The organism is Selenomonas sp. AE3005, from assembly GCF_000686945.1.
Lineage (GTDB): Bacteria > Bacillota > Negativicutes > Selenomonadales > Selenomonadaceae > Selenomonas_A.
The window spans coordinates 54,430-77,679 of sequence record NZ_JMME01000008.1 but is presented as its reverse complement, the minus strand read 5'-3'; the positions used below and the strand labels follow the sequence as shown (position 1 = coordinate 77,679).

Genomic DNA, 23,250 nt, shown 5'->3' with positions numbered 1-23,250 from the left:
TACAACTCCATCAACAATAGCAATAAAGTACAGTCTCTGTAAAGTCCGTAGAATGATGGCGAACTTTCATTTTATACTCAGGCACCAAGCTTTTTATGTATAGTGGAATCTCATAGTAACCGGTCAATTTATGATAAAGAGATATTGCCAAGCAGGGCTTGTACTCCTTGATTATTCTTTCTGCCCCTCTTAACATGTCCATTTCATAGCCTTCCACATCTGCCTTTATAAACCGGATATTCTCGCCTTTACAAACTTCATCCAAAGCATATATATCTATTACTTCTTCACCATTCTCAACAGAAGTTTCATTCGCTTCCACCAATCTTGTGCTTATTATATGCTGGTTCAACTCACCGAACTTAGCCACAGCCTTCATTGTATGACTCCCAACGCCCGAACGGTAGCAAATGATCTGATTCTCATCCAGAGCCCATTCATCCACCAACCGTCTCTTTCGTCTTCGCAACGAGTAAAACTGTCTGGGTAGTGGCTCGAATGCGTATATTTTTTTAAGACACCTTGACCCCGCTGAATAAAAAGTTCTACTGTATCTCCCACAAAAGCACCGCAATCTATAAATACTCCATCAAGATCTATTATATTCATTTCCGGTATAGCAAAATACTGGTTCGAATCAAAGAAATCATACAATACTTCAGCGAGTTTTATCTTATATCTGACATTTAATGACTCGGTAAAAATCTCCCTTGAACCGTCATCCTCCAGAATTTCATGTGTTTCCCAAAGACCTAGTTTCATAACATCAAAAAACGAACGCATTATAGAAGTGATTTGACATCTAAGATTATATTTCCTGAAAATGTCTTTATATTTTCGCCAAAATTTGGCACGTTCAATAACAAGAACTGTATTTTCCGCTCCCTCATATCTCGCAGCATTGACATCTACTGACTCACTACTGTCATCTACAATACATACTTCCAAACGAGTTAATCCATTAGATAAGAGCATTTGTTCCGAAATTTCTCCCCCCCGGAACTCTGAATATTACGAATTTAGTATTAGGGGAACATGGGCTGACTGGTGCCTGCAAGTCCACCTCATTTCCATCGAAAATCATACCATAAATTCCTTTATCCCAAATGCTTATTTCTGACATAATCATCACCTACTGCCCCAACCAACCACTATCTATAAACATGGCACGTCCCGTTATTTTTCTTGAAGCAGTACTCAAAAGAAAAACTATCATATTTGCCACATCCTCAGGTTCACTCATGCCCAACAAAGATTTTTTTTCAAGATATTGCTGTGTTTTTTCAAAACAGCATTGTGTCATAGGAGTATTAACAGCTCCTGGTACAACACAATTTATGCGAATCCCCTTTTCAGCCATTTCTAAAGACATTGTTTTAACAGATGCTTCAATAGCAAACTTAGAAGCCGCATACACACTCATACATTTCTGCGGATAATGAGAATTGATAGAAGAAATTGCTACAATACTCCCACCGTTACTATACTTTCTTTTTATATACCGTTGAACAAGCATCATAAAAGAAACATAATTGACATCCAATATATTATGTACAACATCTTCACTCATAATACGTAACGGAGTAGGGATAGCCACCCCCGCGCAATGAACTAATCCATCAAGTTTCCTCCCATCCGCAACGGCATCATTAAATACTAAATCGTACTTGGAAAAATCTTTAACATCAAATGAAATAATTTTGTGTGCTGTTCCAGCCATTGCTCTGTTTGTTTCCATCAATCTATCATAATCTCTCCCACAAGCTACTACAGATGCCCCCATTTTAGATATCTGTAGTGCTACAGCACGACCAATTCCCGATGACGCTCCAGTCACTAAAATTTTTTTTCTTTGAAGATCAACCATTTCAATTTACTCCATAAGTTTCAGTGCATCTGCAACAGTATTAAGCTCCTTTATCTCCAGGGGAGTAATTTTCTTATTCATCTTGCCATTTAGTACAGCCATTAATGATAGTGCAGCTAAAGAATCCCACTCATCTAAAGATGATAAAACTGTATCATCTAGCAAAACATCTATCCCAACATCCATTGCCTCAGCTAGAATATTTAACCTTTCTACTTTTGTCATAACTATACCTCCTACCTATCGTTTTTAATATCCAAAATATTTTTTAGTGCATTAATATTCATATTACTTTTACATCAGCACCATCTTTATGTATAGTAACAATATTACCATAAAGCAATTTTTGCAAACGTATACTAGCTTTATGAAAAGATTCTTGTGTAAGTAATACCCATTTCTTCAATTCTTCGTTGTCCGCATTTTTCATCTTACTTGCTACAAATCCAAACTGACTATTGAATCTTTCAGCTCTTTTATTCTCATCATTTGTATAACCTGTTATCATTTTCAAGCCAAGAACATCAAAAGCAAATATAAACAGTAGCAATACTGCTTCTGTATTCTGAAAAGGATCTCCTAGTAAAACCAACCGTCCCGCCTCTGATGTATCTCCACTGATATTATATATACTCACAGTTCCTATCGGCTTATTGTCAATAGTATTTACCAAAAAAAAGTAATCATCACTTTTTTCTTGTTGTGATACAATCCATAGTTTTTGTTGCTCCAAGGATATATTTAATTTAGGTAAATACTTAGTCAATTTATGGTCTTGACGCAAGGATAATGTAAACATTGCATCATCAGTCATAACTGATCTTAAATATACATATTTCCCCTTAATTTTCCCATCAATTATCATTTAATATTTTCTCCTCTTTCATAAATATTCACTTCAATCTTTCACCACCTCTAATATCCATTAAATACTTCACAACCAGTTTTGCAATGTATTTCACATCCTTATGTGATATTTCCATATGCATGGGTAAAGAAATAATATGATTACTTGCAAAATCAGCATTTACGCAAGACCCTTTTGCATAGGAATACATACTATATTCAGTATTAGACATATAATGTACTCCTGGATAAACATCATTAGCATTCAAATACATCATAAGTCCGTCTCTATCGTTCACAAAAATCTGATACAAATGACGGGATGATATACAATCGTCAAGTACTGTTACTAATCCTATTTGATTTGGATATTGAGCGAATTCATCCGTATACCACTGAGCTAATGTTCTACGATAGGCATTATCACGATCAAGAAATGGTAACTGTGCCAATGCTATTCCCGCCATTATTGAATTACCATTATATTTATCACCCACATACTCAACATTATACTTCCATTTATATGTACCTTCTTTATTCATCGCACGGGTATAGGTATCCTTATTGATTCCCAGCCACGCTTTTTTGCGGAATATTTCATCAAGTTCGGCATCATCAGTGCAAATCATTCCGCTATCACCAGTAGGTAAGTTTTTTACAGCTTGAAATGAATATACAGTAATATCAGCTTCTCCATTTGCACCAGGAATACTTCCATCCCTATATCTTGTACCGGCCATATGTGCTGCATCTATAATCAATTTTAGTCCATAATTTTTACAAATTTTTTTCACTTCGCCTAATCTGCCTGTATTCCCCCCCAACCCCACAAAAATAACTGCTCGTGTTTTATCGGTTATATGTTCTTCTACTGACTGTGGATCCAAACACAAAGTATCATCCACATCTGCAAAAACAGCATTCATATTATTTTTCGCAATTGCATGATTGGTTGAAATAAATGTAAGTGGTGTGGAAATTATTTCATCCCCATTATCCCAGCCGCATACCTCTTTAAGCGTGTCAACTGCCATATAAAGTCCTGCTGTATTTGAATTTAAATAATATGCATATTTATGCCCAGTATACTCTTTCCATGCCTCTTCTAATTCAACAGTCTTAAACCCCATTCCTGTCCAACCTTTTTCAAGGCATTCTCTTACTTGTTTCAAACACGCCTCCACTGCAAAGTTTGCTTTAAATAGTTGTATTCCCACAATGCCCCCCCCTTGTTTAGATATAACATTTTAAGATACTGTATTTCATCAATGCTAAAACCGCCATTAATTTATAATAACATAAATCAATTTTAATTACTTAAATATAGCAAATCTTATTATATCTTGGTATTTCCCACATAAATCACAAATTTCATCTTTTAATATTGCTTCAGCTTTAAATCCAACATTTTTTAACAATGCTGCTTCATCAATAAACTCATATATAACATAAGTATATATTTTATGCATACCAAGTTTACTAAATGCTTTTTCTAAAAGCATTTTTATAGCGATAGTCTGACTTTCTGTATTCCATTCTTGATCATCACTGGTAAAAATACACAATTCACATCTTTTGTTATTATAATCAATATCCTTCAAATAAACCGTTGCTATCGGATATGTGCAAACACCAAATTCTTCTTCTATTCGTTCAACAATGTATTGCTTATAATATCCTGTCTCGACATTAGCATGAAAAAACTCCTCATTAGATTGTAAAGTTATTCTATTTTTATTTAAGCAATGCGCCGCAACAGATGGTGTATTTCTCCATCTAACTATAAGTGGACCATCCTCTATCTTTATTGGTCGTAAATATATCTTCATAACCTCTCCTCCATTCACATCAACTGCATCTAGAAGCTATCATTAAGATACCATGCAGTATTTTTATCATAATTTTAGCACTCAATCAATCCATCTATCAAGTCAAATTTTATGCAATAGTTATTATTTAACGATTTAGACATTTGTATATATATTTTTATCAGATTTTCATAATCTTTTTTTTCATCCTGTATGAATTCCGGACTCATATAGTGCAAAAGTCCGCTAGTTTTTTGCATCCACAATAATATCGCTTTTCTACATTCTTCATCATTGGTTAGGAAGATCCTATTGTTGGCTGCTTCTTGTATTTCAAGCGCCCAACAAATACTCCCAACTAAATTGACATGAAGTGAATATTGACTTTGATTATTATGTATTCTAAAGCAACTCAAAGGTTCTCTTATATATATTAAATTTCCTCCTGTCATCATTTTTAGCCACGTGGAAAAATCAGCTATAAAATAACGTCCCTCACGTCCTGTCCAACCTAATTTATTATTATTTAAAAACTCCTTTTTTATAAGTGCTGTTGTAAGCTCACCAATAAAATTTTTTTGTTTTAACAAAATATTTTTCCCTATTGTTTCGCCTAAAAATTTAGTTGTTGATTCCGCTATAGGCTCAGAAAAATCTGCATCCGGTAACTCATTTCCGTTAATATCAATCAATTTACGATATGATGTAACTAAAGATACATCATCATTTGCTAAGAAATAATCTATCATAGTTGATATTTTATTGGGTAAAAATTTATCATCATCCATCAGCCAATTTACATATTCAGCTTTGGGATTATTATAATTAATCGCCATCTCCCAATTACCAAATTCATCCAGGTTTGGATTATGAACATATTTTATTCTACTATCACGCAAATATTTTTGCATCACCTTCTCAGTTCTATTATCTTTACTATTATCCGTGATAAATATATCCAAATTCTTGTAATCTTGTGCCAAAACACTTTCTAGAGCTATTTCAAATAATTTAGGGCGTTGAAATGTAGGAATCAAAATTGTTACTAAAGGATATATTAACTCCGAATATTCATTCAAAAATGTTTCTTTTTCCTTATCATCAATTTCATTACATTTATTAGTAACCACCCAAAAATCATTCTGTTTTGGAACTACGCACCTATAATTATTTTTTTTAAATTCCAAACTTTGTGATGCTCCGATAAAATCTTCGCCTTCAAAAATATCTTCCCTCCAAGAAAGATCATATTGCGTTACGATAACATCATCAGTCACCAACATCACATCTTTTACATTTTCCGGAAAATCTCCTTCTTCTTTTTCTCCATCACTATACAGTAACCTGCCAAATAAATTTGTTGAATTTTCAATAATTGCATCTGTAGATAACTGTGTAGTACCTCTAACCCCTAACAATCCAATATCTATGTTTTTTTTAAAAACACCTAAAACGTCGTACAAAAAATATTTATTCACAATAACTGCTCTTTTTTTTAGGTATATTTTATACTTTGCATTGCTTTTTATCATTGCATGCTGGTATGCCGAAAAAATATTTTTTCCAGCATCAACAACCATTATGTCAACAATATATCCCGTTGGAACAGCTAGTTCTTTTAAGTACCTAATTTGTTCCTTATAGTAAGCAAAATAATCTTTTAATAATATCACACAAATCTTTTTACTATCCATATTCCACTATCCTTTTTTTACTATAAAAAAATGTATCCGTTCACCGACACTAATCCAACTTTTACATTTTTTGCATATAAACGACTTCATCATATCCATTCACATACACAGGCCAACGCTTTATAAGCGCTTTAACAATTTTCCATTAACAATTCTTTGTCCGTGATAGTATGCCAATCTTTAGGAACAACTATACATGTATACCTTCCTTTTAGGGATGATAAAAATTCATCTCAACTAGCAACATATGACAACGGAAACGATGAACAAATAAAATTAGATCCAACCTCTCAGCCTAAAATATATCAATCGTCTGCAAATATCCAATCCACTTCACTATTTTTAGACTCAATTATGTCTAAACTTACCATTTCCTTTGTTGTAACTATGACTTCCGCATAATTAATTATCGAATGCATCACATTATCATCACCATTGTAGCTCATAATTTTAGGTGCATTTTGCCCTACCTTTACCAGCAATTCACTTATTTCCTTCATACACATCTTTGCCTCTGTTGTATCTTTCAACCACACTAATAATATTCTGTTCGCTTCAAAACTATTTTCCTTTACAAATTTCTCTAGGAATATGCGCCACAACGCTTCTCCGCTATGCCAATCAGGACGCAGATGGTATATTTTATATTTATTATGTAATTCCGCAAGTTGTTTCTGTAATTCTCCGCCAACGTTGTCTACTGAGGGGGGGCAATAATACATCCGAAGGAATTTTTCCATATTAACCATAAAAGGTAAGGCCTCTTTAATTTTTTCTTCCGACCAATCCCACCATTTAATCACCTGCAATTGGGAAATAGTATCTGAATCAAATCTATATTTTATGATTTTTGCTGGATTACCTACCGCAATTGCATAAGGAGGTATATCCTTTGCTACTACTGCATTAGCACCGATTACAGCACCATTGCCGATACGTACACCGCCCATAATTGTCACATTTTCACCTATCCATACATCGTGGCCAATTATTATCTGGTGACGATTACACTGACTTGCTTTCTCAGCAATAACATTTGCCGTATCCCCCCATATTCCTGTAGCAGCAAATGGATAAGTACTGACCACATGATAAGGATGATTTAAACCGATAATAAAATTTATGTTATGTGCCAGAGACAAATACTTACCTATCAATAAATGATCATTGCTGCTGCCAACGTCTAAAACGCCTTGTACTATATAAGAACCAGGCCCTAAAGTTATCAAGGTATGACCTTCAATTTTCGTTCTGCAATGGTAAAATCAGCAAATTCTATGTTATGGCTCGGCATTTTTTACTCCTTTTGCATATATGTCACTTCTTCATTTTCATTCATATACACCAGCCAACCATTCGGTAAAAGAAAATCCTCAATATCTTCTATAAACTTATTTTTATCTGCGATCTTAGTCCAATCATCGGCTATAATTATACATACATACTTTCCTTTTAATACAGATAAAAAATCATTTATATCTGCAACGTATAATAAAGGGAACGACGAGCCTATCTGTAAATCATACTTATTTTTTGTTGTCCCATATATCTGCATCCCAGAATTGTTCGAGGCCAGATTATATAAATCCACAGAACTGCCACTATTATACATAAGAACAGCACCATTCATGCCTTCCAGTTTCATATCAGCAATAAAGCTATGATAATTTCCATACGACTCATCTAAATTGTACTTTAATAAAAATTTTTGACGATTTACATATTGTAACTTCATATATTCATCTCTCTTCTTTGCTGACATTACACCAAATGATATGCTGCCAAAGTGATGAATAAATGTGTCCTTACACAGTAACAATTCGTAACCGGCTTGGCGTATTCTCATTGAATAGTCATCATCTTCATAATTGCCAGGAGAAAATATTTCATCCATATCGCCAATTTTATCGTATACCTCACGGCGCATAAGCATACAATAGCCCACCAATTTCATCCACTTGTGCCATTTTGAAGAATCACTTACATTATATCTGCCTGCAAATTCCTCCATTTCTTTCATAGATTGCACATCTAATTTATTATCATATGGCACCTCTATTTGCTGGCAATTGCTACAATAATTAGTCATAGGGCCCACTGCACCGATATGGCTATCTGAATACAACGCATTTCGTAAGTTACTTAACCAGTTAGGAGTGACCAAAGTGTCATTATTCAACAGAAGTATTTCATTTCCACGAGCAGCCTTCATTCCTTGATTGCACCCCATAGGAAAACCTTTGTTTTCTTCATTGACAATTACTTTTACATCATTTTGTTGCATCAAATATGGTAGTGATGCATCCGTTGAACCATTATCCACTACTATTATTTCATAAGTATACGCAGGAGTAAATTGGCGAATACTGTTTATTAAATTTTTGGTGTATTCATATAGATTATGATTAATTATTACAATACTGGTGAAATGCTGTATGCGTTGTGCTTTTGCAATATACTGAAAACTCTCAAATTCTTTTTGGATTTGAGGATGGGCTGATAGTTGCGTCAGGGTATCACGCAAAAAAACTTCACGTTCATCTAACGGTATTACATTCTGTCGCAAGTTTGTTATTTCTAATCCCGCATTACCTAGCATCATTTCAACGCCTTCTCTGGTAAAGAAACGCAAATGTGTTCTGTCTAAAATACCTGCATCTTCATATGGGAAACGACCATCAATCATATACTTTAGTATGGATATATGATTGATATTGGGCAGACTGATTATTATTTCTCCTGTTGGTTTCAAATACTTTACTATTTTACCAAGCACATTCCATGGATCATGCAAGTGTTCTAAGCAGTCACCAATCAGAATAATATCAAATTTATTCTGCCAATCTTTTCTGTCTAGTTTCTCTACATCCTCACATAGTACATTACCAAACGAATTTGCTACATCTGCTGCAACAGGATTTATCTCTATCCCATAAAGTTCTGTCTGTCGCAGAAATGTACGCAACAGCATCAAATTTCCACCGCATGAGCAGCCTACATCGAGAATAATCGCTTTAGGGTTGTCAACGGCCACCATTTTTAATATATCGGTTCTTATCAGACTGGAATATGCTATAGATATATCATATTCTTTCTGAAAATTCGCTTTATCCCTCGAAGCCATATACATCATGTCTTCCTTGCCCGATGATGCGTGTTCAACAATTGTATCAGCAATCGCCAGCAAATAGCCTTGCTTCATTATTTCCCATGACAACAAAATACTGACAAAAAGCGAAGAATTATATTTTCTTTGCTCCAGTTTTTTCAAAGCTTGCAGCAAAACATCACGTCTCGCCAATATGCAAAAATCATGGAGTTGCATTGTCGTATTGGGAATATCATTTTTCTTTAAGGAGATATTTTTAACTTCAGATTTAATATCATAACTAATGGCATTGGAATGAAACGTATTATTATTGGTTTTTGGATTTACAGCTCCGACCATGTCGTCCAATTCCATTATGGAACACATTTGCTTTAGAGACTGCCTTGATAATTCCACATCATCATGTAACAGGCATACATACTCGTTTTTAGCAAATTCCATCCCTTTAAGCCACATCGACAAGCGTGTCTCATCAGATTCTGATACAATACAGTTCCACGCTTTATCATTAATTGCAACAGATGAAATAATTATCCGTCGTTCTTCCTTAAAAATATTTTTTAAATACTTGATTTTTTCTTGCAATTTTCTATTATCCGTCTCTGTTGCCAATACAATTAAATCAAGCATTTTTTATCCCCTTTACTCTCATACACACTATCTGACAAGCTCTATATATTCCCGTTTAAAAGCATCCATCTCTGCATGATAATCTTCGCCTAAATGTTTAAAACTTGTGCAATGTATTACCCATGGTTCCTCCTGTTTGGGAATAATAATCTTATACCCATGACGCCGATATTCCAAGCTGATAGATATATCATAAAAGTGCCAGCCTTTTAGCAAATCTGCCCGCCATGGTATGTCATACTGTGTCGCAATCAATACACCATCTATCGCCTCAACTTCACATTCCGGAACCGAAGCCGGCGGCACTTCTATATGTTCAGCCCGTAAAGCATGCGCAATCTTACCATATTTTTCTTCGGCTTCCCACCATTTACAGCTGGTTGGCAGCTTCTTACAGCCTGCCAAGCCAATCATACCTACCTCATTATTCTCTCGGAAACGCCATAATATTTGCTGAATGAAATCTTTACGAATCAGTAACACATCCTGATGAAGATAAACTTTATACTTGGCATTTGTGCTACATCTTCCTTTCTCATAACCCGCACACATGGATTCAGCTCCCCAAACAGGGATAATTTCCATCTTAATGTCTTCAGGCAGCCACAAATTTTCTAAATACAATTCCATTTCTGCATACATTGCTTCATTATTTGCACAGGTAATGAAAGCTACTTTTTGCTCATCCATTATTAGACTCCTGTAATATACGAGCTACTGTTTTCATTGTCTTTGCCGGTCTTAACAGTGCATGCTGCATGAATGCCTGTATGTATTCAAAGGAAATACGTTCATTTGCACATAATGCCAGTAATTTGTTTGTATTTTCCCTGATATCAATATCATTTTCAATCCGGCGCAAGATTTTCACCAATTCTAAACGGACAGACTCCGTATAATGTTGGCGTAAACACACACCATCCTCATCATACCGAGTGGCATCTATCAACCAATACACCGCATTGAAATCTTCATCCGTTAAATCTTCGAACACTTCTTGAAACATCTTTCTCAAGGAAGGAGAAACATTTCTAGCTACCAAATCTACAATAATATTCTCATAGCCACTAGCAACCAACAATTCTACTGCATCTTGTGGGGTAAAAAATCGGTTAATATTCGGTGTAAATACCGCTCGTACCACTTCAGACTGTCCCGGCCAATGATTTGTTCCCAGCTGGCTGATAATTTCTCCATGATGGATGTTGCCAAGCAAAAACAAAACATGCCCCTCATTCTTAAGCATTCTTCGTAACTTTACGGCCACTAATTCAGCATCCGCTGCGCTTTCCAACAGTCTGCCTGCATATATGTAATCGTAAGATTCATTCTTTGTCTCATATCTGTCCTTTAGGAAGGCTTCTTTTTCGGTTGTACTCCAAATCTCTAATTCTATGCAAGGGTTAATTGCGTGAATCGTCCTGGCGACAATATCCTTATTTTCACAAATCAGCATCTTCCTTGACAATGACAGACTATCTATGTACTGTTTCATGCATTCAGAAAATGCTTTCTCTTCTAAGAGGGCCTCCATATTTTCTAACTCCTTTGCAGGCAGTCAAGTAAAACAAAGTCAGGCATGTCCATCATAGACATAAATTCCTGCGCCCTGTCTTTATCCCCCTTGGCTATTTGTAACATTACCATGTTACGCAAGGTCCCCTGATGTCCGCAATCAAGCTTTAATGCTTCTGCCAAAAGATATTCCGCCGCTTCTTTATTGTCAGACACATAGTAGCCTGCTGCAAACGTGTTTAACATCCTCATCTTTTCCAGTAAGGGCTTCGCACTAGCCAGTACCTGCCCGCAACTGTCCTTCGCGTTTGACATTCCCACATCCGAATCAGCAGCCTGAGTTACTGCCGCATCACCTGCCTCCAGATGCAAAAGTCTTCTCACAGCAGGATAATCCGAAGTTTCTGTTATTGCTCCCATCTCTGCATAAGGTGTCAAAATTTCACGCAATTCTGACAGATGGTTATCTTTAAGAAAACCTTTGCCATGTTCCAAAACATATTCAGCAACCTGCAAAGCCTCGTCAATCCTATTGTCCTGCAAGCAAAGCCGTACCAAAAGTATACGTACTGCCAAATGCTGAGGAGCATATGCCAATGTATTATTCACCCAATCAGTTGCTCGCTTGTAATCCCCAAGCTTGTAATAACTGTAAGCACCGGCATACATAGATTCCTCATGATAACACTTCTGCTGAATCAGCTCGGCCAACTTATTGATTACTTCGCTATATTCTTCCTCATGCAAAAATTTTTGAATATCTTCCTGAATCATTTCCTGCTGCTTCCTCAATTCACTGACCTGACGAACTTTCTGTGTTTTCTTTATCGACTTGCTCCTTTTCCCCATGACATTCCCTCCTCACCACTTACTATATGTGTTTAGTATTACGACATTTATCAGAAAAATCCTGCCAGATTTGCCTATATTTAGCTTCTATTGCTTTTGTGTAACCTTTTCCATCCATCAGCGGCGACTTCTGCATCATGATTCGCAGGTTATTGTGTAATAATTTCAGCAATTCTCTGTCATTTGCCAAGGAAACTGCTCTTTCCACATAGCCTTGGCGGGTTTCTGCTGCCAGTTCTCCTAATCCGATATTGCTGAGGATGCTTAAGCCAAAACGGCTGCCATGCCGCCTTCCATATTGTGTTATAACTGGGCATCCCATAAAAATGGCTTCGCAGGTAGTCCCCCCGCCGGGATAAGGATATGTGTCCAACGCAATATCCACTTCCAGATACTTTTCCAAATAGTTCTCCTCACCAGCTTCTATAATGCACCGCGCCAGTGGAAAATCAAGCATCTGCAAACGCTGATACATTTTGTCAACATGAAACTTATCTCTGCTGACATTTTTCAAATACAACTTTGCCTCAGACACCTTTTCCAAGATTTCCCGCCAACTAAGCAGCATACTGTCTGTTATTTTGGCAAAGTTATTGAAGCATCCAAAGACAAGGCTGTCATGTTCCTGACGAATATTGTCACAGGACAACACGGCTTCCCCCGGCGTGTAACAAAAATGTGACTCTGGCAGGCAAAGCATCTTTTCCGTGAAATCAGCCGCATTCTCCTGCGTATGACAATACTTATCCGTCAAAAAATAATCCATAGCCGCAAGGCCCGTTGTATCAAACCAGCCAATACCACATATCTGTATAGGTGCCGGGTGATATGCCGCTATCTGCAAGGTGCGGCCTCCTCTTGTATGCCCTGATAAATCCACCAAAATGTCAATGGAATCAGCATGTATACGGGCAGCAGCTTCCTGTGCACTGCACGCTGATAGATCACACCACACATCTACCATGTTTTTCAGCCAGTTAGTAACCTCATCTTTTTCTCCAGCTGCCTGATATACAAATATCTCAAACCTCTGACGATTATGGTGGAGGAAAAGCTGCAGGATAAAATTGGTAACAATATGCCCAAAGAAATCAGTCGATAGATAACCTAGCTTTATTTTTACTTTTGCTGATTCCACAGCAGGTTGTGTTAATACATAGCTATGATAGGGCTGTATATCAGCAAACAGCGAATTATAGCCTTTATGCCAATAATTCATTTCTTCATTGCCAAGTTCCAGATAATGAAGATACATCAGTAAATTGCTATACGACATCAACCGGACATCGTGAGGAATCAGTTCAGCATGTTCCATTTCTTGCTTATAGTGCTGCACACTGCGGCTCATCTCCCCCAATTGTGCATAAATATTAGCCAGAACATCATCATAAAACCATTTTTTTGACTCTGGGAAATTTTTGCGTCCCGTATCCATGAGCAGTTTTTTTATCGTCTCCGGCTTTCCTCCTTCATCTGCTTTTGCTATCTGTTTCACTAATCTGACAAAGCCAGCTTCAGTCAGCAATTTTCTCCCTCCACTCCTGCCATGCTTGCAGATATTGTTCTTCAACATCTGCCATATAGGCGGTTTCATCCATCAAATACGATTTTTGCATCATTCTTCTCAGTTGCTTATGCAATACATCCAGCAATTCCTTGTCCCTTGCCAAACTAATTGCCAGACTGACATATTGTTCCGTATCGGCAGCTGCCAATGACTCCATACCTATGGTCTTTAAAATACCATAACTGAACCTCGTGCTATACCTGCCTGAGTACATAGTAACCACAGGAACCCCCATATAAAGGGCGTCACAAGTTGTCCCACCACCTGGATAGGGAAACGTATCTAACGCAATATCCACATCCAGATAGCGTTCCATGTAATTTGTCGTGCCATGTTCCAACAGCACCCTGTCCATATCAAAACCCAGTGACCGCAAGCGTTCATAGGCTTTGTCCGCTATAGACAAGTCGATAAACATCTGGTTCTTTAACAAAATGCGGGAATGGGGCACAGCTTCAAGAATTTTTTTCCAGACCAGCAGCATTTCATCCGTTATCTTACTGTAACGATTGAATACACCGAATAACACCCAGCCCCGTTGTATTGATGGCGCTCCTGCTGATACAGGTAAACCAGATTGTGGATGATAACAAAACTGACTATGCAAAAAAAGAAGTCTTTCCGTAAAATACTTAGCAGCATTCTCACCTACATTTCTATCCGTAAGAAAATAATCCATCTCCTTTAACCCCGTTGTTGCCATATATCCAATACCAGAAACCTGTACAGGAGCCGGCTTATATGCAAAAATGGGCAATCCATTATCAGCGGTATGACCAGCCAAGTCTACCAAAATATCTATTTCATCCTGATAGATTATGTCTGCAGCATCATTTATTGGTAACTTTCTTATATCACGCCAGCATACAGCCAAACTTTTAAGCATCGCTGTGTAATCATCATCTTCCCTGTTAAGACTATAACAATAAACATCATATTTCTCATTATCATAACATGTAAGGAATGACATGTAAAAGCGGAACATGACATGGTTACGAAAATCCGGTGAAACATATCCAACACGTATTTTTTTATGTGCATGCCGGTGTTTATCATGCTGATATCGTGGGATATCGACAAAAAAATTGTTATACCTCTTGTGCTGTACCAAAAGTTCATCCGATTTCATATTACACGCATTATATGTAAGTAAAACCGAACCATACAACATTGCCTTCATGTATAAATCTGCTTTATACTCACCCATCGTTTTTGTATAATATATCGCAGCTTCCCTATGATAACCACACTTCTCTAACAGCTGTGCAAAAAAGTTTAACAATACGGTTTTTAACTCCTGATCCATCTCTACAGCCGTATTTTCCAAAGCCTTTTTTACTACGCCCATTGCCTCTATGGTACGGCTTATAAAATGCAGACTTTTTCCCAATACGTAATACAATCTTACATTAGTACTTTCATCAATCTTCAGAGCTTGTTCAGCGCAGTATGCGGCTCGACAATAATCTTTTTGACGGAAATAAGCTATAGCCAGACTTTCCCAGCTATTAAAACCAGCAGTATTATGCCATACACGCAACCGTCCCTGCCAGATTATTTCTTCCCATTCTTCAGTTTGTATTTTTTTCTTCAGTAAAGCAATATCTGGATTATCTAATCCTGCATATGCTGTCCAAATCTCACCATATTTTTTTTCTAAATCTTCTATATACAATGCGCGATTCATCAAAGCAGATTTACGCATTCGTCGAGGGAGTATCTGATGATATTCACGCAAACGTTCTTTGTCTTCGGCTAGTTTTACTGCTATATTCAGGTACTCCTCCTTGGTATGAGCGCACAACTCCGACAATGACACATTGGCCAACAAACTGTACCCGAAACGTTCATGATGGGTTCTACCGGCCAATGCTATTACTGGTACTCCCATATAAAGCGCATCACAGGTTGTTCCCCCGCCAGGATATGGAAAGGTATCCAAGGCAATGTCAACATCAGCATATGCATCTATATAATTTTCACTATAGCCAGCTATAATTAATCGTTCCCTAGGAATTCCCGCTTGCTGCAGCCTCATCAATGCACTACGCTTTCCATATGGCCGTGAAAATATCTGCGCTTTCAATAATAATTTTGCACCTTGAACACGATGTAAGATCTCCCCCCATAAAGCCATAACTTCGTCTGTAACTTTAGCGAAATTATTAAAACTGCCAAAGGTTATATAGCCATTATAAGTAAACGGAGCCACATTACCATGAATACGTTCATACATAGGTAAAGGCGTATAACACAAATGCGAATGAGATAAAACTAATAATTTTTCTGTAAAAAAATTTATTTGAGTTTCGTCTGTACTATATTTATCTGTCAGAAAATAATCTATAGCTTTTAGTCCGGTTGTTGCGAAATATCCTATGCCAGAAATTTGAATTGGTGCCGGTTTCAACGCTAATACAGGCAAGGAATTATTTGCTGTATGTCCTGCCAAATCCATCAAAATGTCAATTTCATCCTGGTAAATTTGTTCTGCTATCTGCTCAACTGTCCAACCTCTAAAATTGCACCATTTAACTACTTTTCTTTTTAACCATTTGCTAACATCATCCTCCATACAATTCGTATATACATATACAGAGAAAACTCTTTCATCATAATTTGCTAACAAAACATCGGCAAAAGATGCAACAACATGTCTATTAAAATCAGGCGATATATATCCTACACGAATTTTTTTGTGCTTTCTATGAATGTTGACATCGTGATGAAAGCGCCCCCCAGGCATCAGCTGCTGATAATGACTGGCAGCGGCAAATCGCTGTATATCTGCCACAGAATAAAAGTGGCTATGTAATAAATAGTTGCTATATTCCAGCCACTTTTCCATTGCTGTTTCTTTACATTGGCTGGAGTAAAAGTATTCCTGTGCAGCCCGAGACAAATTTCCAGCTTCTTTGTAAACTTCTGCCAGCAAATGATGGACAGCCCCTTTTTGCATTCTGGTAAGTTTGCCACTCTTTAGGGCAATATTTGCCAATGATAAGGCCTCATCGCCCTTGCCATCGTTAATGGCTGCATATGCAGCCAAATAATGCCCCCACGGACTAAGGCTGCCATTCCTTTGTATTCGTTCCAAAGTCTTATGCGCCATGTACATATCATTGCCATCCAAATAAGCCACCATTGCTTGCTCCAGCAATGCTGTGTCTGTCTGTTCCGTACATAAAATTCTGTCCGCTGCCGCCATAGCCTGCCGGTACTCCCCAGCAGCCAAAAGATCACTTAGCATATACCGATATGTATCTCTATCACTCGTAAATGATAAATTTTCATTGCTTCGATATTTCTTCCAAATCTTTTCCCATACCTCCTCTATTTGTTGCTGATAAGCTGTTCTATCCATAAGCGGTGACTTTGCCAATATATGACGCAAATCCCGATGCAATACGGCCAAAAGCTCTTTATCCTCTGCTAACGATACCGCCAGGCGAATATAATCCGATTCACTATCCGCCACCAGCTCTTTCATTCCCAGATTACACATTATGCTATAACCAAACCGGCTGCCATGGTGCTCACCGCAAAGAGTTATTACCGGTCTGCCCATATACAATGCATCGCACGTAGTTCCACCTCCAGGATATGGAAACGTATCTAATACAATGTCAATGTCCCCATACTCCGGCAAGTACTCTTTTGTTATGCCCCGAATCTCGATACGATCCATGGGCAGCCCAGCTTGTTCCATCTTCTTCATTGCATATTCCGCGGTTTCTTCCCTGTTAAAAATATCTGCTTTCAACAGAAGATGCGCCTCTGCACATTGCATCAATATTTCCCGCCACACCGATAAGACATTTCCATTTACTTTGGTAAAATTATTAAAAGAACCAAATGTTATATATCCATTTCGCTTAAACGCCGATAACTTAGGAAGTTCATAATAGGTAAGCGGCATGTAGCAAAAGTGCGTTTGCGGCAACCGCAGAATATTTTCGGTGAAAAAATCCTGTTCCTCAATTTTATCTAAATAAACATCGCCCATGAAGTAATCTATTTGCGGCACTCCCGTAGAGGCCCAATATCCAATTCCTGACACTTCAACAGGTGCCGGTTTTAGCGCCATTACTTCGAGGCAATTATTCTTGGTATGTCCGCCTAAATCCATCAGGATATCAATCTTGTCATTGTAAATAATTTTTGCTTTTTCCACATTTGAAACTTTTGCTATATTTTGCCATTTATCAACACATTTTGCCAATTTATCACTGTAATCATCATCTTGACCAACAGAATATACATATACAACAAACTTATTCTTATCATAATTTGCAATCAGGCTATAAGCAAAACACAAAACCACGTGACGATGCAAATCAGCAGACAAAAAACCAATTCTTATTTTTCTTTCATTACTAGCATAACATGGCAGACGATGCATAAATTCCTGTTTTTTGTACAACGATGCATATCCTGCCAACATTTCTTTATATTGGTTTGCAGGTGGCATATTCACATAATGACTATTAAATAAATAATTACTATAATTCATACGTTTTTCATGTAAATCATTTTCATAAGCACCAGCTTTTTTATAGGCCTCTATACATTTTTCTGGCTCACCAAGCTGACGCCAGCATTGTCCGAGTAAATTATACAATTTTCCCTTATAATCCGACATTAAATCGTCCGCTATCAAGGAAGTGATATCACCAATAAGATTTACCCTTTGTCCTTCATTATATGCAATATATACGGATAAAAAACGAACCTGTGCATCCTGCGGAGCTATCCTATTAACTTGGCTCCAACACTCTCTGGCTTTCGTCACTTGCTCTTGCTCTAAATACAGCGATATTTCCCACATTTGACCTTGTAAGCGATTTATTTTTTTTAACTCATTTATGACTGAATTCGCCAATGAATAATCATGTGCCTCCAAGGCAGCTATAATCTTATCTTGAAAATACACTTCGCTGCTTCGCATAATTATCTCCTTATTCCCTGTTATCTGATAACGATGATTTTAATTCAGCTATGCTATCAATCATTCTCAACTGTTTCAATGTTAGATTTACTTTATCCTCTTTTTCCCCATCATACCATCTATAAACATTCCTAGCCTTCGCGGATAACAATATATTCACATTAGATTCTCTTTCTGCCGGTATCTGCAAACGACATGACAACCAAATTGCCAACTGTTCAATACAAACTGACTCATGCAAAACCTGTTCAGCAGCCGCTCTGATATTTCCTGCAAATAAATAGGTATCTGCCGCTGTCATATTATGTCCATGTCCGTAAAAAATCGCCAATTGAGGACGAACTGTTTTATACAATGCCTTACTAAGAAATTCTGCGTCTTTTTCCTTATTATACATAGTATTTAACACTTGAATTACATCTTCCATATCCAAATTTATCGTTGTACTAATCAAGGCTCCCAACAGCATTTCATCATACAGATTTCTTTTTAAGCCTTCTAAATAGTATTCCAGTTCCTTAGTATATTCATTTTGCATATGTAATAACCGTCCTATATATAAACATATACGCGGCACCATTGCTTCAGTATGATTCGTCATAAATTTCACACTGGTATCTGCTTTTTCCTTATTAAATATATCCCATCCTTTCATCAGCCACATTTCCGCTTCTACGTATCGCTTATGGTCAAACAGATAAATTCCGGCTAAAAATGGGAATTCAGCCGCCATGGGGTATCTCTCCATTGCACTATTTATTACACTTAATATATCCTCCCAAGGATATTTTTGCATAATAAGAGCACTAATTAATCTTTCATGAATATGCCCCTTTACCCCCATAATATCAATATTTTCCTCTAAAGCTTTTCTCGCATAATAAATTGTCTTCTCATAATCTCCCAAACCATAATAGCAATCCATCAAATAAAAATAATCAACAGGTCGTTCTCCTCGATTGGAAATTTCTTCCAATATCAGTTGAAGGTTGCGTTCTGTTTTTTTTCTGATAATACTATAGGAATATCCCGTATGATATATCGTAATCTCCGGAAAGTATTCCATTTTTAAATTCTTTTCTGTCGGATTAAATAACCCTTCATGTATCTTGCCACGAAATCGCAGAAATGGCTTGTTGCGAAATATACGTATTTGATACACACTATCAATTATAGCATTGTGCCTATCCTTATCAATATTTATCAGCTTGCATATAAAGCCGGCCAGCATTTTATCATGGTGCATTTTTTTTATCTTGGCCTTAATCCTCGGTATGTCATTAGGACGGAAATATTCGTCAGCATCTAAAAAAACAATCCATTCGCCACTTGCTTGTGACAAAGCATAATTTTTTGCTGCAGAAAAATCATTACACCATGAGAAAGTATATACTTTTGCCCCTGCTTCTATGGCAATATTAACCGTATTATCCACGGAACCTGTATCCACGACAATCCATTCGTCAGCCAAGCTCTTAACACAGCGCAGCCACTGTGGTAAATTGGCTTCTTCATTCCTGACTATGACACATGCAGATATTTTAGGCATCATTCTTCAGCCTCCTTTCGTTCCATGTTATATATGACCTGCACTCTTCATCCGTATCATCATAGGCTGTGGCATTGGCAAAACATTCACCTGCAATTTCATTATTTCCTAAAGAGAACTGGCATATTCCGGCATGGCACCAAAATTTTCCTTTGACATATTTACTGGCAGCAGGAATTCTACTATAGACATTCCACGCTATCAACCATTTTTCACCTTGGAAAAGTTCTTCGGCCATTTCCCATAAGCACGAATCAGATAAACCAGCAGCCAATTCAACAAAATCTTGCAATTGCTCTGCACTTCCCCATACAATCATCTGGCGCAGCCAAACTTTATATCCATCCCAGTGAAAATCATTTACCGGTTCATATTTTTGCCAACACTCCCATACTGCATACATAGCCTCTGGCAAAGCTTGAGATAAGTTCGCTATCTGCACACCTTTTATCAACGAATCTCTTTCTTGATGTAATTTTATCAATATTCGGCATAAACCAACTATATTATTAGCCATATCTTGCTCAATTTTTTTATATAACACTATTAAATCTTCATTTTGAGCCAATACATATTCCTGTTTATTTTCCCCGGTAAAAATCTGCCAGTGCTTTAGGAAACCTTTTTCCTCCAGCCATTGAGCAATGTAATGCTGATTTATTGTTTCGTTCCCCATATATGATTGCAATGCTTTCACTTGTTCTGCTATATTTTTTTCTTTGTTGCTGTTTAAAATCATTCGGATTATACCATCATCAAGACTGGAAAATTGCTTTGCTTTTTGTAAGCACAAAGCCGCTTTTTCCCATTCACGTTTCTGATGATATATCAATGCCATATCCTGATATAACAATGATTGTTCTGCAATTGATGTATATGTATCACCTGTATTGTTGTTATTTTCCCGCAAGCATACCAGCGCCTTTCCAAACTCCTTTGCAGCATCATCCGTTTTTCCCACACTAAACAGATAATGCCCTGCTTTTATAAAATACGCCGCTTTTTTAGGGAATAATGCTTGCGCTTTTTTTGCCAAAGCCAGACATTCTGCCACTTTACAATCCATTTTTTCTACACAAGTTAAAGCAATATCAAACATATCACTTGCTGAATCAACGGCCTGTACTGTTGATCCCAGAGCCAGAATTGCATATTTCAATGCCTGTTCCATATTTCCTCTAGCATAATAGCAATCTGCCAAATAACGATAATGTACAGGCTGTTCGCCATTTTTTTCTATATCATCTTGCAGAATTTTCCAGTTTCTTTCTACTTTGCCAGCAATGATGTGCGATGAATATCCCGTATGGATAATTTGTAAATCATGTTCTTCTTTATATAGCTGTAGTGGCTTCCCTTCTGCCATCACCAGTCTTTCATGTACATATCCTTCATAATGAATACCCGGCAAATTCCTGAAAATACGCACATTTAAAAAGCGGCTTATTTCCTGATTATTCATATCCGTATCAATATTGATTATCGGAACCATAATTGCATCTATATTTTTTTTATATTTTTCTATTCCAGCTAAATATCCCCTTAATTGCTGCGGGTTAGCAAAAGTCTCATCCGCATCTAAAAAAAATACCCAATTACCTTTGGCTTTACTCAACGCATAATTTTTCGCCTGAGAAAAATCATTTTGCCAATTAAAATCATATATATATGCCTTACTTTTTTTTACAATTTCTACCGTTTTATCCTTAGAGCCTGTATCCACCACCACTTGCTGATCAGCGTACTGCTGAGTATTTGCCAGCCATGCAGCAATATTTTTCTCTTCATTGCGTACAATGACACAGGCCGTTATATATAGCTTTTCACTATTTTTTTGCAAAACTTTCCAGTCATTCAATCTTTTTTTTAGCATTATCAGCATATCTGTTGTAAATTGCATCGGTTCTATATCATCATAGTTATGAAATAATTTTTCTGCCTTTTCCGCCTCTCTTATCGCATCTGTATATATGTAATCAGCAGCCAGGCTCTCCGCTAATTCAGCGTGAAATTCCGGTATTTCAGGAAAATTAAACACAGCGCTAGCTGCTATCTCTCTGCGCTTTCTTTTATCATTTTCCTTAACTGCATAATCTAACAATATACGCCATGACTTGCTTGCAAATGTTATTCGTCGACGGCCATTTTTTATATCCTGTTCTGCGTAGTATTTTGCTTTTTCTGCATTATCCAATGCTGCATAAACTTCTGCCAAATATGGATATAGCACATCCGGTTTTTCTGTATTTTCCAATTCATACAATAACAACTGCAAATTTCGTTCTGCTTTCTCATGTGATATGGAAACAGAATATCCTGTATGAACAATTTTTAACTGTTCTTCTGGCACATAAACTATTTTTTCTACCTGTTTTCCACGATAGCGCAATTCTTCATGTATTCTTCCTTCATAGCACAATCCCTCAACATTGCGGAATATTCTCGGCGCATAAAATGTCAGAAGATTTTCCCGACTGTCTGCATCGATATTATCCATAGATACCAGCATGACATCAGCAGGCTGTAAGGACAGGATTACTTCATGCAAATCAACAGATGGATTATCCGAAAAATATTCATCTGCATCCAAAAACAAAATCCATTCTCCTGTTGCTTGGGCAATGGCCACATTTCTGGCTTCACTAAAATCATTTTTCCACGGAATACAGAAAATTTTTGCATTAAATTTTTTTGCTATCCCCACAGTATTATCTGTGGAGCCAGTATCCACTACTATGAGTTCGTCAACTTTATTTTTTATACTGTTTAAAGATTTTTCCAGATTAACCTCTTCGTTTTTTACAATATAACAAGCAGATATTTTCAATGAACTCCCCTCCATCACTATGCTGTTCTATCTAAAATATT

At 37.0% G+C, this 23,250-nt stretch carries 16 protein-coding genes; all 16 read right to left on the bottom strand.

What is annotated here, in order from left to right; genetic code table 11:
• Positions 1–10: 10 nt before the first annotated feature.
• Positions 11–574 (bottom strand): FkbM family methyltransferase, encoded by a 564-nt coding sequence (locus tag DL94_RS15625; RefSeq protein ID WP_072023105.1) that lies wholly within the window; start codon positions 572–574, stop codon positions 11–13.
• A 558-nt stretch (positions 575–1,132) separates the two neighbouring features.
• Positions 1,133–1,867 carry an SDR family NAD(P)-dependent oxidoreductase gene (locus tag DL94_RS0107260; RefSeq protein ID WP_037371518.1) on the bottom strand — a complete coding sequence of 245 codons (735 nt, stop codon included), beginning with the start codon at positions 1,865–1,867 and terminating at the stop codon, positions 1,133–1,135.
• A 6-nt stretch (positions 1,868–1,873) separates the two neighbouring features.
• The gene (locus tag DL94_RS0107255) at positions 1,874–2,092 is read right to left on the bottom strand and encodes a phosphopantetheine-binding protein (protein WP_028129591.1); all 219 of its coding nucleotides are present in this window, start codon (positions 2,090–2,092) and stop codon (positions 1,874–1,876) included.
• 58 nt (positions 2,093–2,150) lie between these two features.
• Positions 2,151–2,732, bottom strand: coding sequence for a GNAT family N-acetyltransferase (locus DL94_RS0107250; protein ID WP_028129590.1), 582 nt, complete (start codon positions 2,730–2,732; stop codon positions 2,151–2,153).
• A 28-nt stretch (positions 2,733–2,760) separates the two neighbouring features.
• Positions 2,761–3,930: a DegT/DnrJ/EryC1/StrS family aminotransferase gene (locus tag DL94_RS0107245; protein WP_028129589.1), complete on the bottom strand. Its 1,170-nt coding sequence runs from the start codon at positions 3,928–3,930 to the stop codon at positions 2,761–2,763.
• A 96-nt stretch (positions 3,931–4,026) separates the two neighbouring features.
• Positions 4,027–4,542 (bottom strand): GNAT family N-acetyltransferase, encoded by a 516-nt coding sequence (locus tag DL94_RS0107240; protein ID WP_028129588.1) that lies wholly within the window; start codon positions 4,540–4,542, stop codon positions 4,027–4,029.
• 74 nt (positions 4,543–4,616) lie between these two features.
• On the bottom strand, positions 4,617–6,215 hold the full coding sequence (locus tag DL94_RS0107235) for a glycosyltransferase (protein ID WP_028129587.1): 1,599 nt from the start codon (positions 6,213–6,215) through the stop codon (positions 4,617–4,619).
• 305 nt (positions 6,216–6,520) lie between these two features.
• Positions 6,521–7,444 (bottom strand): CatB-related O-acetyltransferase, encoded by a 924-nt coding sequence (locus tag DL94_RS0107230; protein ID WP_051586366.1) that lies wholly within the window; start codon positions 7,442–7,444, stop codon positions 6,521–6,523.
• Between the two features lie 68 nt (positions 7,445–7,512).
• Positions 7,513–9,954 carry a glycosyltransferase gene (locus DL94_RS15275; protein WP_051586365.1) on the bottom strand — a complete coding sequence of 814 codons (2,442 nt, stop codon included), beginning with the start codon at positions 9,952–9,954 and terminating at the stop codon, positions 7,513–7,515.
• Between the two features lie 27 nt (positions 9,955–9,981).
• The gene (locus tag DL94_RS14465; protein WP_037371515.1) at positions 9,982–10,644 is read right to left on the bottom strand and encodes a glycosyltransferase family protein; all 663 of its coding nucleotides are present in this window, start codon (positions 10,642–10,644) and stop codon (positions 9,982–9,984) included.
• On the bottom strand, positions 10,637–11,488 hold the full coding sequence (locus DL94_RS0107215; protein ID WP_028129585.1) for a hypothetical protein: 852 nt from the start codon (positions 11,486–11,488) through the stop codon (positions 10,637–10,639). Before DL94_RS0107215 ends, DL94_RS14465 begins: the two co-directional genes overlap by 8 nt.
• A 5-nt stretch (positions 11,489–11,493) precedes the next feature.
• Positions 11,494–12,243 carry a tetratricopeptide repeat protein gene (locus tag DL94_RS0107210; RefSeq protein ID WP_197020724.1) on the bottom strand — a complete coding sequence of 250 codons (750 nt, stop codon included), beginning with the start codon at positions 12,241–12,243 and terminating at the stop codon, positions 11,494–11,496.
• 97 nt (positions 12,244–12,340) lie between these two features.
• The gene (locus DL94_RS0107205) at positions 12,341–13,843 is read right to left on the bottom strand and encodes an O-linked N-acetylglucosamine transferase, SPINDLY family protein (protein WP_051586364.1); all 1,503 of its coding nucleotides are present in this window, start codon (positions 13,841–13,843) and stop codon (positions 12,341–12,343) included.
• Entirely contained in the window at positions 13,833–18,833 is a 5,001-nt protein-coding gene (locus tag DL94_RS15270; RefSeq protein ID WP_051586363.1) for an O-linked N-acetylglucosamine transferase, SPINDLY family protein, read from the bottom strand. Before DL94_RS15270 ends, DL94_RS0107205 begins: the two co-directional genes overlap by 11 nt.
• Before the next feature lie 10 nt (positions 18,834–18,843).
• Positions 18,844–20,385, bottom strand: a complete 1,542-nt coding sequence (locus tag DL94_RS14455; protein ID WP_051586362.1) for a glycosyltransferase family 2 protein — start codon at positions 20,383–20,385, stop codon at positions 18,844–18,846.
• Positions 20,375–23,209, bottom strand: a complete 2,835-nt coding sequence (locus DL94_RS14450) for a glycosyltransferase family 2 protein (RefSeq protein WP_051586361.1) — start codon at positions 23,207–23,209, stop codon at positions 20,375–20,377. The genes DL94_RS14455 and DL94_RS14450 overlap by 11 nt, the downstream gene beginning before the upstream one ends.
• Between the last annotated feature and the right edge of the window lie 41 nt (positions 23,210–23,250).

Coding starts and splice junctions, on each gene's coding strand:
- DL94_RS0107260 (WP_037371518.1), bottom strand. CDS start 1,867: ATGGTTGATCTTCAAAGAAAAAAAATTTTAGTGACTGGAGCGTCATCG.
- DL94_RS0107255 (WP_028129591.1), bottom strand. CDS start 2,092: ATGACAAAAGTAGAAAGGTTAAATATTCTAGCTGAGGCAATGGATGTT.
- DL94_RS0107250 (WP_028129590.1), bottom strand. CDS start 2,732: ATGATAATTGATGGGAAAATTAAGGGGAAATATGTATATTTAAGATCA.
- DL94_RS0107240 (WP_028129588.1), bottom strand. CDS start 4,542: ATGAAGATATATTTACGACCAATAAAGATAGAGGATGGTCCACTTATA.
- DL94_RS0107235 (WP_028129587.1), bottom strand. CDS start 6,215: ATGGATAGTAAAAAGATTTGTGTGATATTATTAAAAGATTATTTTGCT.
- DL94_RS15275 (WP_051586365.1), bottom strand. CDS start 9,954: ATGCTTGATTTAATTGTATTGGCAACAGAGACGGATAATAGAAAATTG.
- DL94_RS14465 (WP_037371515.1), bottom strand. CDS start 10,644: ATGGATGAGCAAAAAGTAGCTTTCATTACCTGTGCAAATAATGAAGCA.
- DL94_RS0107215 (WP_028129585.1), bottom strand. CDS start 11,488: ATGGAGGCCCTCTTAGAAGAGAAAGCATTTTCTGAATGCATGAAACAG.
- DL94_RS0107210 (WP_197020724.1), bottom strand. CDS start 12,243: ATGATTCAGGAAGATATTCAAAAATTTTTGCATGAGGAAGAATATAGC.
- DL94_RS15270 (WP_051586363.1), bottom strand. CDS start 18,833: ATGCGAAGCAGCGAAGTGTATTTTCAAGATAAGATTATAGCTGCCTTG.
- DL94_RS14455 (WP_051586362.1), bottom strand. CDS start 20,385: ATGATGCCTAAAATATCTGCATGTGTCATAGTCAGGAATGAAGAAGCC.